Source organism: Acidiferrobacterales bacterium, from assembly GCA_028820695.1.
Lineage (GTDB): Bacteria > Pseudomonadota > Gammaproteobacteria > Arenicellales > JAJDZL01 > JAJDZL01.
In genome coordinates this window covers 12996-27339 of record JAPPIB010000023.1, presented here as the reverse complement: position 1 = coordinate 27339, position 14344 = coordinate 12996, and the positions used below count along the sequence as shown (strand labels likewise).

At 52.0% G+C, this 14344-nt stretch carries 12 protein-coding genes; 5 read left to right on the top strand and 7 right to left on the bottom strand.

Annotated features, from left to right (window positions below; all coding sequences use genetic code 11):
• The first annotated feature begins 3 nt into the window (after positions 1–3).
• Positions 4–507 carry a hypothetical protein gene (locus OXI60_03020; GenBank protein MDE0308790.1) on the top strand — a complete coding sequence of 168 codons (504 nt, stop codon included), beginning with the start codon at positions 4–6 and terminating at the stop codon, positions 505–507.
• Positions 508–616: 109 nt separating this feature from the next.
• On the opposite strand, the gene ffh is transcribed toward OXI60_03020, so the two are convergent.
• Entirely contained in the window at positions 617–1978 is a 1362-nt protein-coding gene (gene ffh / locus OXI60_03015; protein MDE0308789.1) for a signal recognition particle protein, read from the bottom strand.
• A 129-nt stretch (positions 1979–2107) separates the two neighbouring features.
• Between ffh and OXI60_03010 the strand changes: the two genes are divergently transcribed.
• On the top strand, positions 2108–3382 hold the full coding sequence (locus OXI60_03010; GenBank protein ID MDE0308788.1) for a CNNM domain-containing protein: 1275 nt from the start codon (positions 2108–2110) through the stop codon (positions 3380–3382).
• 35 nt (positions 3383–3417) lie between these two features.
• On the opposite strand, the gene tsaB is transcribed toward OXI60_03010, so the two are convergent.
• The 6 genes from tsaB to hrcA form a co-directional block, all read right to left on the bottom strand.
• The gene (tsaB, locus tag OXI60_03005) at positions 3418–4074 is read right to left on the bottom strand and encodes a tRNA (adenosine(37)-N6)-threonylcarbamoyltransferase complex dimerization subunit type 1 TsaB (GenBank protein ID MDE0308787.1); all 657 of its coding nucleotides are present in this window, start codon (positions 4072–4074) and stop codon (positions 3418–3420) included.
• A complete protein-coding gene (locus OXI60_03000; GenBank protein ID MDE0308786.1) occupies positions 4043–5962 on the bottom strand; it encodes an ATP-dependent DNA helicase in 1920 nt (639 codons plus the stop codon). Before OXI60_03000 ends, tsaB begins: the two co-directional genes overlap by 32 nt.
• A 63-nt stretch (positions 5963–6025) precedes the next feature.
• Positions 6026–7150, bottom strand: coding sequence for a molecular chaperone DnaJ (gene dnaJ, locus OXI60_02995; protein ID MDE0308785.1), 1125 nt, complete (start codon positions 7148–7150; stop codon positions 6026–6028).
• Positions 7151–7190: 40 nt separating this feature from the next.
• Positions 7191–9110 (bottom strand): molecular chaperone DnaK, encoded by a 1920-nt coding sequence (gene dnaK, locus OXI60_02990; GenBank protein ID MDE0308784.1) that lies wholly within the window; start codon positions 9108–9110, stop codon positions 7191–7193.
• 74 nt (positions 9111–9184) lie between these two features.
• Positions 9185–9865, bottom strand: a complete 681-nt coding sequence (grpE, locus tag OXI60_02985; GenBank protein MDE0308783.1) for a nucleotide exchange factor GrpE — start codon at positions 9863–9865, stop codon at positions 9185–9187.
• A 97-nt stretch (positions 9866–9962) separates the two neighbouring features.
• Entirely contained in the window at positions 9963–11018 is a 1056-nt protein-coding gene (hrcA, locus tag OXI60_02980; GenBank protein MDE0308782.1) for a heat-inducible transcriptional repressor HrcA, read from the bottom strand.
• A gap of 309 nt (positions 11019–11327) precedes the next feature.
• On the opposite strand from hrcA, the gene OXI60_02975 reads away from it, so the two are divergent.
• The 3 genes from OXI60_02975 to OXI60_02965 are packed head-to-tail and all read left to right on the top strand — an operon-like array spanning position 11328 to position 14344.
• Positions 11328–12179 (top strand): NAD(+)/NADH kinase, encoded by an 852-nt coding sequence (locus OXI60_02975; GenBank protein MDE0308781.1) that lies wholly within the window; start codon positions 11328–11330, stop codon positions 12177–12179.
• A gap of 16 nt (positions 12180–12195) precedes the next feature.
• A complete protein-coding gene (gene recN / locus OXI60_02970; protein ID MDE0308780.1) occupies positions 12196–13875 on the top strand; it encodes a DNA repair protein RecN in 1680 nt (559 codons plus the stop codon).
• The gene (locus OXI60_02965; protein ID MDE0308779.1) at positions 13862–14344 is read left to right on the top strand and encodes an N-acetyltransferase; all 483 of its coding nucleotides are present in this window, start codon (positions 13862–13864) and stop codon (positions 14342–14344) included. The genes recN and OXI60_02965 overlap by 14 nt, the downstream gene beginning before the upstream one ends.

Genomic DNA, 14344 nt, shown 5'->3' with positions numbered 1-14344 from the left:
CCAGTGGGATTCGACGTTACGGTTCAATTTACAGAATCTGTCGCACTGATCGATGTGCGCGGTGCGTCACAATACATGGAGCCAGTGTTCAAAGGTGCAGGTTTGGGGTTGCCGCCGACTCCGCATTCGATGCTGCGATCGGATTCAGCTACAGTATACCGAGTCGGTCGAAATTGGTGCCTTGTCAAGACAGCCATGGATCAGGAGTCAGACCTGCTCGCTGACCTGAATGAGCTATCCAGAACTTTACAGGTCCAATGTACCTGCGTCACAGATTCCTACCGCGGAATCGAACTGAAGGGACCTGATGCGGACGACGTGCTGTCTCAGGTTACTTCCTTGAATCTTTACGAGCTTGCGGACGATTGTGCGACCTTCACAGAAATTTTTGGACTCAAGGGATTCATTGTCAGGCATGGACCGAACATGTACACCATATTCTGCGATCGGAGTTACGCGGACTACACAATGAAGCGAACTCTGAAATGTGCGTTTCCAGATCGCTGAGACCGAAAGCAAACTACAGTGGAGATATCCGACCGAAGCCGAGAAAATCGATTTTTCTCACAAATAGCGAAGCTCAGGTGGGCGGGCAGTGAAACAGGCCGATGCTGTTCTATCGCAATGGCAGTTTCCCTTTCAGTTCTTCGAGTCCCGGCATATTGTTCATGCCTTTGAGTTTCCCGCCTTTCATCTTTCTCGTCATTCTCTGCATCTTTTCGAATTTTCTTAACAATTGATTCACGTATCTTGCTTCCACGCCAGCTCCGGCACAGATGCGTACCCGACGAGTCCCTCTGATGACTGCGGGATGCTGACGCTCATGCGGAGTCATGGAATTGATGATTGCAATCTCGCGTTTTGCATCATCTTCAAGCCGATTCAGTTTGGGAATCTGGTTTGAGGACAGTCCTGGCATTTTCTCGATCAGACTTGAAAATCCGCCCATATTCTGTGTCGCCAGCATCTGCTCACGATAATCCTCAAGACTGAACCGCCTGCCGCGGATGATTTTCTTGGCAAACTTTTCTGTCTTTTCCTTGTCCGTTTTGTTTTGGACCGTCTCCAGAAGCGACAGAACATCACCCATTCCAAGAATACGGGAGGCCAGCCGGTCTGGATGAAATCGTTCCAACGCATCTGTAGCCTCGCCCACTCCGATAAACTTGACAGGCTTGCCTGTCACATGCCTTACTGAAATCAATGCACCACCGCGTGTATCACTATCCAGTTTCGTGACCACCACGCCGGTCAGCGGCAGTGCCTCATTGAAGGCAGACGCGCTATTGACTGCATCCTGACCAGTCATCGCATCGATAACAAACAGTGTTTCGGATGGTGTGATCTCTGAATGGACTGACTTGAGTTCATCCATCATCACTTCGTCGACATGCAATCGTCCGGCGGTATCGACGATGACGTAGTCGTACGCTCTTTTCCTTCCTTCCCGGACGATCTGGCTGGCAATGGCTGTCGGCTTGCGCGTCACATCCGTCCAGAAGAAATCGACATCGACCATTTCCGACAGCCTTTCAAGCTGATCGATAGCCGCAGGCCGATAAATATCAATACTCCCCACCAGGACTTTCTTGCCCTGCTGCTCGACGAGAAACCTGGCAAGCTTTGCGACAGTCGTAGTCTTTCCGCTTCCTTGAAGTCCAGCGACCAATATCACGCACGGTCCGGTCGTGGATGTCTGCAGCGGGACATTCGACCCACCCATCACGCGCGTGAGCTCTTCGAGAACAATACTCACGACCGTCTGATCAGGGGTGAGGCTTGATGCCACTTCCTGACCGGTTGCTCGTTCCCGTACCTGGCTGATTAAATCCGACGTCACCGGCAAGGCGACATCGGCTTCTATAAGTGAGCGCCGAACTTGGCGAAGGGTTTCCTCGATTGCCTTGTCTGACAATACCCTTCGACCCCGCAGCGCACCGAATGCGTGGCTGAACCTGCTTGTAAGTGTCTCAAACATACTCGATACGATGTGTAAATAATTTGAAAAGTTCCATTGATTTCCAATACACTTTAAACACGACTGGCGATATTACTATAAATTCTATTGGACGACATACCTGACGGCTTATTAATTGCCGCACTGCTATTGCTGATCTGTCTGTCAGCATTTTTCTCTTCATCGGAAACCGCGTCGATGGCCCTGAACCGCTATCGGCTCGCCGACAAGGCAAACAAGAACGACAGACGAGCCATTCTTCTCCAGAAGCTGATTCGAGAACCGGATCGATTGCTGAGTACCATTTTACTTGGCAATAACCTGGTAAACAATGCTGCTGTGGCAATTACCACAATCCTGGCTTGGAAATACTACGGTGAGGCAGGAGTGGCGGTGTCCACCGCTGCGATCACGGTCATCATCCTGGTTTTGGCGGAAGTTCCTCCGAAAACCATCGCCGCAGTCTATCCTGAACGAATCGCATTCTTTGCCGCATATTTCCTGGACATCCTGCAGAAACTGTTTTATCCGGCAGTCTGGTTGCTGAGTTCTGTCGTGAAGGCGATCAAGATGATACCGGGACTTCGCGAGGCGCAGGATTCTGAGTCGCTCAGCAGCGATGAGTTGCGCGAAGCCGTAAAGGTGTCAGAACAACATTTTGCTCCGGATCAGATGGAATTCCTGCTCGGCGTACTTGAATTGGGTGACCGTTCAGTCGACTCGATCATGATTCCGCGTGCAGAGATTCACGCAATTGAGTTCGAGGACGAAATCACCAATATTATCGAGAAGATTCTGACCGAAACAAAAAGCCGCGTACTTGTGTTCGAAAAGTCCTTTGATCACATCAAGGGTGAGCTTGACATCCAGGAATTGCTGCAGGCCCACGATAGAAACGAACTCACCAAGGCGGTCATCGAGAGTCACCTCAAGGAGCCTGTCTATCTGCCTGAGAATTCAGGACTTCTTGAGCAGTATAACCGGTTGCAGGAGGTCGAGAGGAATATGGGTGTCGTTGTCGATGAGTACGGTGAGATCAATGGACTGATCACTATCAATGAAATGATGAATGAATTGGCCGGAATCGTCGGATGGCAGCTCAGGGAAGGAAACTTCGGTATCAAGGAAGACGAAAGCAAGGGTGGCTATCTTGTCAACGCAATGCTGAATGTCCGCGATCTGAATCGCAAAATGAACTGGGACCTGCCTACTGACGGTCCGAACACCTTGAACGGCCAAATACTCAATCATTACGAAGACATCCCGCGGCCCGGCATGAGCTTCACACTCAATGGCTACTCAATAGAGACTGTGCGAACGCAGGGCAGTTCGGTCGAGGTTGCACGTGTATACCCGAAAGTCGCTGACACGGAATCCTACGAACAGGGTGTCGCCGTCTCAGAGCTGGAGCAATCCAACCATTGACGCAGCGGACGATCAGCGATTGCTGGATGGTCCCATCAGTTTGAAAAGTAAGGGGAGAGGTAGTTCGGGAGCGCCAAATATGCGTCGACACCCAGATCGCACCTGAGGTAGTTCATACCGAGAATCGATATCTGTTCAGCACAAGGTTGCCGGTTGGCTTCCCAACTGTCAACCTGATCTGCGAATCGCTGTTCAAGTTCCTGATGCCGCAGATCCCAGCCATTGCCGGCACCTTTCCAATTCTTGCCGATCAGTTGCACATCCTGAATCTCAAACAGGCCATCTTCACAAACAGGCTCGACAATGCCATTGGGATTTCTTTCATAAGCGCCCACGAACAGTTTGTTTCGCTTTGCATCCATTACGATAAAGGCCTTGTCGTGTGAAAGACCTTGTGCGATCGCAGCCAGATTTGAGACCGGCAGTGCCGGAATTTCGCTACCGAATGCGATGCCTTGGGCGACACCGGCAGCAATCCGCAATCCAGTATAGGAGCCGGGGCCTTTGCCATACGCAACCGCGTCAATCTCGTCTGTCACCATTTGCGTTTCGGATAGCAAATCCGAAACAAGGACCAGGACGGAATTGTTCTGATCACGATTGGACGGCTGACGTTTGGTAATAATCTCACCGTCGATATTGAGTGAGACAGACAGCAGCCTATCCGCGCAGCTGATCGCCAGTACCTTCATTCTGAAAGAATTTCCTCACTTCGGCAATCCTGTCGGTGCGCTGCATGGGTGGCAGACTCTCAAGGAACTTGCTTCCGTACGAACTGGTTGTGATTCTCGGGTCACACAATACCAGCATGCCTTTGTCTTGAACATCCCGTATCAGACGCCCGACACCCTGCTTCATGGTCAGTACCGCGGTTGGAATCTGCCAGTCGTTGAATATATTCCTGCCTTGTGAAAGCATATGCCTTTCCCGAGCTTCCATGACCGCATCCGGCGGCGAAAACGGCAACTTGACAATGACAACACAGGACAATGCCTCGCCTTTCACATCCACACCTTCCCAGAAACTGGACGTACCCAGCAAGACGGCATTGCCGTCCTCGCGAAATCGCTCAAGAAGATTTGCACTTGAATCGTCGCCCTGGCACAGCAACGTATAATCAAGTTCCCCCTCCAGCAATTCGCGAACCGTCCGCATTGACTGGTAACTGGTGAACAGCACGAATGTCCGTCCCCTGGTGATCGGCATCAATTCCCCGACCAGCGCAGCAACAGTCTTATCGAAGTTATCGTTTCTGGGCAAAGGCATGTTCGTTGGGAAATAGGCCAACGCCTGCCTGCCGAAGTCAAATGGGCTCTCCCACTGAGCGGATTCGGACTCCGTCAGACCCAGTCGACCGACGAAATGCGAAAAATCCGAACCCACAGCCAAAGTCGCGGAAGTAAAAATCCAGGAGCATTCGAATTCATCCAGTCGTTTGCCGAACTGACTGCCGGGCTCCAAGGGAATTCTGGTCAGTTTGAAACCCTTTTGGGTTTTCTCGCACCAGCTCGCATTGTCCTCACTCTGTCTTGCGAACAAGTCTATCGCATCTTCGACGAGCACTTCCGCCTGAGACTTGGTGTTTCCTGCCATGGGAGGCGATTCGAACGGGTCAAGGTTATCGGCAACGTAGGAAATCTCCTCAAAAATCTTGCGATAGCATGCCATGAATTTCTTGTTTCCTTCAACCTCAGTCAAAGAATATTTACCGGCACTTCCATTGAGCGCTTCGTTCGCTGCTTCCGCAAGCTCAAGGATTTTCCGAACAGAATTTTCAATCCAGGTCCAACTAACCGTCGAGTCTTTACCGAGTTCTTCCAGATTCCTGCACAGCTCTTGCAGGCGTTCGGTCGAAACTGTGAGACCAAGAGCCTGAGCCGCAATTTCCGGAAAGCGATGCGCTTCATCGACAATCACCACATCTTTGGACGACAAAAGCCCGAAGTCGCTTTCGTTGCGGGGAAATACATTAAGGCACAGCAAGTTATGGTTGACAATCAGCACATCGGCGTTTCTTGCATCATTCCTTGCCCGATTGACATAACACTCCTTTGCATATTCGCATTGGTTGCCGATACAGTTCTCTGCGGTGGACGTGATCGCGGATCGCTGTTCAGTGGACAATCCGGGATATTCCGAAATATCACCATCGGTCCGTTCCGTCCGCACCCAATCATAGACCCGGTCGATTTTCTTGACTGGCTCGAAGGCATCTGTCTGCCGACTGGCCCTGTCATGACGATACAGGCAAAAGTAGTTGCTCCTGCCTTTCAACATCCTGATCTGCGGATTGACCCTGAGTGCGTTGCAGACCCAAGGCAGATCCTTGTTGAACAATTGCTCCTGGAGGTTTTTCGTTCGAGTGGAGACGACGACTGTCTTCCCGGCGGCGAGAGGCGGCACAAGGTAACTGAACGTCTTTCCAGTCCCGGTACCTGATTCAGCGATCAGATTGGACTTGCCGTCAATCGCTGCATCGATCTCAGCAGCCATTTCTTGCTGGCACGAGCGCACCTTGAACCATTTGTATTGCTGGCTGAAGGGGCCGTCGGGGCCGAGAATCTCAGTGCTGTCACGCATTGCGGCAAGTCGGGAAACGTCTACCGATTCAGCCTGAACTGTCCGCCTGGCACCAAATGCGCATCAGGCAGCAATCTTCTCCCAGAATGACTTGATTCTCTGTGTCCAATTGCTTAATCCAGGTGTGTGTCGGGCACCGCCCTTACTGATACGTTCGTCGAAGTTCTCGAGCATAGACTTCTGTTCTGATGTCAGATTGACTGGTGTCTCGACAATCAGTTTGCAGTACTGGTCACCAACCTGATGGTTGCTGACGTTGCGAATCCCCTTTCCTCGCAGTCGCATGACTTTTCCAGTTTGAGTTTCCGGGCGAACCTTTAGGTTGGCGCGGCCGCCGAGGGTCGGTATCTCAACTGTACCACCCAGTGCGGCGGTCTTGAAACCGATCGGAACCTCACAAAAGACATCGTCACCGTCGCGCTCAAATATCGAGTGCGGACGCAAGCGAATCTGCACGAACAGATCTCCCGGTGCGACGCCTCCCCGTCCCGCTTCGCCCTTCCCGGCCAGCCTGATCTGGTTACCGTGATCGATCCCGGCAGGGATCTGTACCGACAGCTTTGTAGTCTTGTGAACCCTCCCCTGTCCAGTACAGTCCTGACAGGGATCGGTAATGACTGTGCCCTGACCGTGACATTTGGGACAGGTCTGCTGCAATGAGAATCCGAGTTGTTGAATCCGGACCTGCCCATGACCGGCACAGGTACCGCACGTACTCGGTTTTGTGCCCTTCCTGGCACCAAGTCCATTGCACGTTTCACAAGGCACCATTCTTGGAACACTGATCGTGGTCTCGACTCCGCGTACTGCATCTTCCAGATCGATATCCAGTGTGTATCTCAGATTTGAGCCTTGGGCCTGACGGTTGCCTTGCCTGCCAGCACCGAAAATATCACTGAAAATATCTCCGAATATGTCACTGAATCCCTCAGCACCTGAAAATCCGTGCCCCTGCATTCCTTCCAGCCCATCATGACCGAACCGGTCATAGCGGGTTCGCAGATCGGAATTCGAAAGTACCTCATAAGCTTCCTTCGCTTCCTTGAACCGGGATTCGGCAGTCTTGGAATCATCCTGGTTTCGATCCGGATGATATTTCATCGCCAGTTTACGGTAAGCGCGCTTGATGTCCGAGTCGCTGGCGTCTCGCTGCACACCTAGAACTTCGTAGTAGTCGCGCTTTGACATACCGGCTACAGGCGAAAATCAGAATTGATCGAACTGACAATCAATCACGTTTATCGTCTTCGACCTCCTCGAAATCCGCATCCACCACGTCACCGCTGTCGTCCGACTGTGGTGATTCCGGCTGAGCTTCGGCGTTCGCATCCGCATAGGCCTTTGCAGCCAGCGCGTGACTCGCTGTCGCCAAGGCTTCGGTCTTTGTCTTGATCTCGGCCGTGTCGGCATCCGAGGAGATTGCTGACTGAAGATCGCTGATCGCGGATTCGATTGACGTCTTTTCCGATTCCTCAACCTTGTCCGCGAGTTCGGACAGAGTCTTCTGAACGGAATGAATCAGACTCTCGGCATGATTTTTCGCATCAACCGACTCTCGCATCAACCGGTCTTCGTCGGCGTGCTCTTCAGCCTCGCGAACCATGCGTTCAATCTCTTCGTCGTCAAGTCCTGAACTGGACTTGATCTCGATCTTGTTTTCCTTGCCGGTTGCCTTGTCCTTGGCAGAAACGTGCATGATGCCGTTGGCATCAATGTCAAAAGTCACCTCAATCTGAGGAACCCCTCTCGGCGCGGGTGGGATTTCGGTCAGATCAAACTTCCCCAGTGACTTGTTGGCGGCGGCCATCTCGCGCTCGCCTTGCAAGATATGAACTGTAACCGCCATCTGGTTGTCGTCGGCGGTCGAGAAAGTCTGCGTCTCCTTGGTTGGAATTGTTGTGTTTTTCTTGATCAGCTTGGTCATGACGCCGCCCAGCGTTTCGATGCCCAGCGAAAGTGGCGTGACATCAAGCAGCAGAACATCCTTGACATCGCCACCAAGAACACCACCCTGGATCGCCGCACCTGCGGCCACTGCCTCGTCCGGATTGACATCCCTGCGGGCTTCCTTGCCAAAAATCTTGGCAACGGTTTCCTGAACTTTCGGCATCCGTGTCTGTCCACCAACCAGGATCACGTGATCAACCTCATTTGCAGAAACATCCGCATCTTTCAGAGCGGTCTTGCAGGGGCCTACGGTTCTCGCAATCAGATCGTCGACCAATGCCTCGACCTTTGCCCGCGAGAGTTTGTAGTTCAAGTGTTTCGGTCCGGTATTGTCTGCAGTGATATACGGCAGATTGACTTCCGTCTGACTGCTTGAGGACAGCTCGATTTTCGCTTTTTCCGCAGCCTCTTTCAGTCTTTGCATGGCCAATGGGTCACCGCGCAGATCCATGCCCTGGTCTTTCTTGAACTCATCAGCCAGATAGTCGATCACCCGACGGTCGAAGTCCTCACCGCCCAGGAAGGTATCACCGTTGGTGGATAGCACCTCAAACTGATGTTCACCGTCCACATCGGCAATTTCGATGATGGAAATGTCGAAGGTTCCGCCACCGAGATCGTAAACCGCGATCTTTCGGTCGCCTTCCTGCTTGTCGAGACCGTATGCGAGCGCTGCCGCAGTCGGCTCATTGATGATACGCTTCACATCAAGCCCGGCGATTTTACCGGCATCCTTTGTTGCCTGTCGCTGAGAGTCGTTGAAGTACGCGGGTACAGTAATGACCGCTCCGGAGACGGTTGCCCCCAGATAATCCTCAGCCGCCTGCTTGAGCTTCTGCAGGATTCTGGCAGCAACCTCAGGCGGTGCGAGTTCGTCGCCTCCGACCTTGACCCAGGCATCACCATTGCTGGCCTTGACAATCTTGTAAGGCATGAGGTCGAGATCTTGCTGAACGACATCTTCAGCGAATTTGCGTCCGATCAGGCGCTTGACTGCAAACAGCGTGTTGTGGGGGTTGGTGACAGCCTGGCGTTTGGCAGCCTGGCCCACCAGGACCTCATTATCCTCGGTGTACGCGACAATGGAAGGGGTTGTACGATCGCCTTCCTGATTCTCAATGATCTTGGCAGTTTCGCCGCTTTCGAAAACCGATACACAGGAATTTGTCGTGCCCAAGTCAATTCCAATAATTTTTGACATGTTCAACTCCTATTGAACTTGAATATTTCCAACTATGTTTGATATGGAGTTGAAATCCGTATTTTCAACTCAATTTATTCGGCATCCTCAACGGGTTGGGATGCCACGATGACCATCGCCGGCCGCAAAAGCCTGTCATGAATTCGATAACCTTTGCGAAAGACCTCGCAGATATGATTCGCAGGAACTTCCGAGCTGGGCAGCATCGTCATGGCCTGATGAAAATTGGCGTCAAATGCCGCTCCAAGTTCCGGATTGACTTCCTCGATGCCGAAACTCTCAAACGCACTCAGCAGTTGCTTGCGTGTCAGTTCCACACCCTCCCGCATGGCTGTCACCGACGGACTTGGCTTTTTGGCCAGTTCGATGTCACAGGCCTGATCCAGGCTTTCCATAACGTCTAGCATTGAGCGGGCAAACTGATCAATCGAGTATTTCCGGGCTCGGTCGATCTCCTGCTCCTTGCGTTTCTGATAGTTCGCGAATTCCGCCGAAACGCGCTGAACGCGATCGAAATTCTCGTCGCTCTGCTTTTTGAGATGACTGATCTCGTCCGTCAGCAGGGAAATCGTTTCCTCACTGGACAACTCTCTGTCCGACTTTTCAGAATCTGCAGTCTCCCCGGTCTGCGCCTGCGGGTCGATGTCGCCCTCGTTATCGATGCAAACGTCCGCCTCCGGGCTTGCCTCATTCGCATCTTCTGCGACTTGACGGGTGCCGTCACCGTGCTCATCCAGCTTGGTCTGATCTCCCATATTCGTACCTGTACAAAATGAATTGGATTTGGCTCGTTATAACAATCAACGAGATAAGAACTAAAAGCAGAAAATCAAGAGGAGGATTGAAAAAAAATCAATCGTGAGTCAATTGTGTCAACGCATTGCCAAGCATTTTCGCCGTTACGTCAACGACAGGAATTACCCGGTCATACGGCATGCGTGTGGGACCGATCACGCCGATTGCGCCCAGACTCTGTCCCTCGACCTCATAAGGAGCGGTGATCACACTGCACTCATCCAGTCCTTCGTATCCGGATTCGCTGCCGATAAAAATGGACACACCGCGTGCCCGGATGCTCTGGTCAAGCAGGCTCAACAACGAGTGCCGCGTCTTGAAAGTCTCAAAAATTCTGCGGATCTTTTCGACTGCGGCCAAATCGGGTACATGCAGCAAATTCTCCTCACCGCTGAGAACAACGTCCTCATCATCGTTCATTGTCTGACTGAACATACTCCTTGCAATCGTGATCGCGGTCTGCATCAGCTGATTGATCTGATCGCGGTCAGAGTTCATTTCCCTGAGCAGATGTTCCTTGACATCGGACAGTGACTTGCCTCGATAAGAAGAATTGAAGTAGTTGGCGGCTTCAGTCAATTCTGATGCGGAATACTTCCGGTCATTACTGATCACTCGATTCTGTACCTGGCCATCTTCAGTGACCAGTATGACCAGCACCCGCTCCCCGGGCAGACTGACAAATTCGATCTGCCGAAACTTTGCGGTCGAAGACTTAGGCAGGAACACGATGCCCGCGAACTGGGTTACATCAGACAGGAGATTGGACGCGGTCGACATCAGCACTTTCGCATCAGTCTCCTCGTTCAGCCGAAACTTGATCTCCTGTTCTTTTGCGGACCGCAACGGTCGAACGGTCAAAAGTGTATCAATGAACAATCGGTATCCCAATGCGGTTGGCACCCGTCCGGCCGAAGTATGGGGAGCCTGAATCAATCCCATATCTTCCAGATCTGCCATGACATTTCGAATCGTTGCCGCACTCAACTGCATGCCAGATTCGTGGGATAGCGTGCGCGAACCGACCGGTTGCCCATCCGCAATGAAGCGGGCAATCAACATGCGCAACAAGTTTTCCGATCTCTCGTCGAGGCTGAAGTCAGCGTTTCCCATGGCCTATCTTCTTACAATCCCGGAATCAATTCGCCGTTATTCTTTTCGGTGATTACAGAGTAAAATTGAAGGCTTGACTCTGTCATGTCAAGTATATAACCGATTGCATGAAATTCGGAAAACTTGGGACAAAATTTATGTTCACTGTCCATCCTAGTCCGCCAGATCAGGCAGTTTTGGGCAATCCATCGACAATCGCAGCGCAGGCTGCCGTATCTGTCTCGCGCACAGTGATTCCCCCTGACCTCCAATGGCTATCGGGCGGTAATGCCACAAACCCGGAACGACTTGAAGAACCCGAAACGATTGATGACTGAATTCAACACAATTGGAATTTTCGGCAATCTCGAAGACGCTGCCGTGACAGAGGTGGTTGACAGAATTACTGTCATACTCGACTCGAACGCGATCACGCATCGACAGTATTACGTGACGATTCTGGACGACGATAAGAATCGCGGGGTTGACGACGACGAGCTTGATCTCGCAATTATTGTTGGTGGCGACGGGACGTTCATGAATGTTGCGAGACTGCGCGCTGGCTGCAAGGCCCCAGTTCTTGGAATCAACGTCGGGAGACGGGGGTTTCTTTCTGACGTCGCAGTGCGCGAGATTGAGGAATCGATGCAACTTGCCCTTGACGGCCAATACTCCATCGAGACCCGTATGGTGCTGGTGGCCAAAACCACATTGTCGGGCAGCCGCACAAAATCATTCAGCGCCTTGAATGACATTGTCGTCCATAAGTCAAACTATGGCCGCCTCATTGACTTTGAAATATCTGTCGATGGGAATTTCATGACGAATCTGCGCGCTGACGGAGTCATTGTCGCCACACCGACAGGGTCGACGGCATACGCCCTTTCTGCAGGTGGCTCGGTGCTTTATCCGACACTGCCTGCAATGGAACTGGTACCGCTCAACCCCCATACCCTGACGCACAGACCAATCGTATTGAGTGACGACAGCAGTATCGACATTCAGCTCGTAGACGTTGCTCCGACCAATGCCAGTCTTGTGGTGGATGGACATGTCCGTGCTGAATTCGCCGGCAACGAGCGGATTGTAGTACAGCGCGACCGACATACGGTGGACTTCATCCGCATTACCGGCCACACCTTCTATAACGCGCTGAGACAGAAACTCGGCCTGGGCGTCTGATCCTGTCAAGTCGCGAATGCTCAGATCGCTCCATATCAAGAACTATCTATTGATTCCGGAAATCGAGATCGAGTTCGACCCGGGTATGACGGTCATTACAGGTGAAACCGGTGCTGGCAAGTCCCTGGTTGTAGATTCCTTGAAATACGCCTTCGGCGAACGTACCAATTCCGCGATTGTGCGGGACGGGTGCGATATGGCGCAAATTACGGTAATGTTCGAAACGAACAATCCGCGCACTGTTGAATTTCTTCAATCCTACGACTTGCATGCCGGCTCAACCTGCACCATTCGCAGGGAAATCTACAGACAAAAGCCCACTCGAGTGTACGTCAACGGCACCTCCGCATCCTTGCAGACTTTGCGTGAGCTTGGAACCACCCTGGTTGATATTCATGGTCAGCATGAACATCACATGCTGCTGAAACCGATTACCCAACGAGGCATTTTCGACGGTTTTGCCGGCAACTCCGACGATCTGAACGGGCTCGCTGATCATTCCAGGCAGGTCCACAAGGCGGAGTCAGGTAAAGCGGAGGCGAAGCAACTCAGGTCGAGCTATGAGCAGCATCTCGAGCTTTTGCGCGATCAGTATGAGGTATTTGATCAACTGACACCGCAGAAAGGAGAATTTTCGTCGTTGCGGGAAAGACTGCTGCAACTTTCCCACTCAGAGGAGCTGTCGTCCACGCTGGGTGAGGTTTCGCTGGGTCTTTTCTATTCCGATGATTCCACTGTGAGCGGAACACTCGGCGAATACGCCAGACAGTTGCAACGGCTCAGTGATTTTGACTCCGGCATACAGTCCCACACCGAACTGTTGGATGAAGCGAGATTTCGTGTCGATGATGTCGCGCGGGAACTGCGGTCACTTGCCGATCGTATCGAACACAATCCCGGCGACATCGAGGAAATCGAACAGCGAATGGGCACTCTTCAGCGTCTGGCTCGAGTTCACGATGTCGATGCCGACGAACTGCCTGCTGCGATGGATGCGCTACAGTCCAAAATCGAGTCCTACGAGAAGCGACTTGATGAAATCGCGCAGCTCGATTCGAACATTGAGCAATATAAACTCGAATATCGTACTGTTGCAGCAAGAGTCAGTGACAGGCGAAAGTCGGCGAAAGACCAGTTTGAGCAGCTGATTACCAGTCAAATGCAGAATCTCGGCATGGAGGGAGGTGTTTTTGAAATCGGGTTTTCCCCGACCGATCCTGAGCGTTTTGAGAGTTACGGCGATGAGAGTGCAAGGTTTCTGGTTTCAACCACACCCGGGCAAGCAGTTGGGGCACTGTCGGATGTCGCCTCTGGCGGCGAGCTGTCCCGACTGAGTCTCGCGATTCAGGTGACCAATCTGGATTCGACAAAGGTGCCAACCATTGTTTTCGACGAGGTGGATGTCGGAATCGGTGGCAGAGTCGCCGAACGCGTAGGACAGTTGCTGCAGGCACTTGGACAGTCGGTACAAATTATCTGCATCACCCATCTGCCTCAGGTGGCAGCGCAGGGACATCAGCAGATCAATGTATCGAAAACAACTCAGGATACCTCTACGGTCGAAGTTCATCTGCTCGACCGGGAACAGCGTGTAAATGAAATAGCGCGTATGCTCGGTGGTGCTAAAATTACCGGTCGTGCGATCGAGCATGCCAAGGAAATGCTCGAACAGGGGAAAATTGATGTATGCCGCTGAGTTATTACACAAGCCAATCGTCCGGGAGGCTCTCGCTTCGGATGTCGATCGGATCTATGAGCTAATAGAAGTTCATATGGCTTCCGGTGTGCTTTTGCCGCGTTCCAGGGACGAAATCTATGACAACCTGATGAAGTTCAGCGTAGTGGAAGTCAACGAAGTTGTTCAGGGTTGCGCGGCGCTGGAAATCTTCTCCCAATCCCTCTGTGAAATCCGCAGCCTGGCCGTTGACAACGCATCGACCCATCGGGGTTTGGGTGGAATACTCGTAGAGGCATTGATCGAAAAAGCAAGGATGTTGGGACTTTCTCGCGTCATGGCGCTGACTTACGTGCCTGAATTCTTTCAAAGTCTGGGTTTTCATATTGTGCCCAAGTCGATCTTTCCGGAAAAGGTTTGGGGTGTCTGCATCAAATGTCACAAGTTCACCGATTGTGACGAGATCGCGATGCAAAGAAATATAGATTAG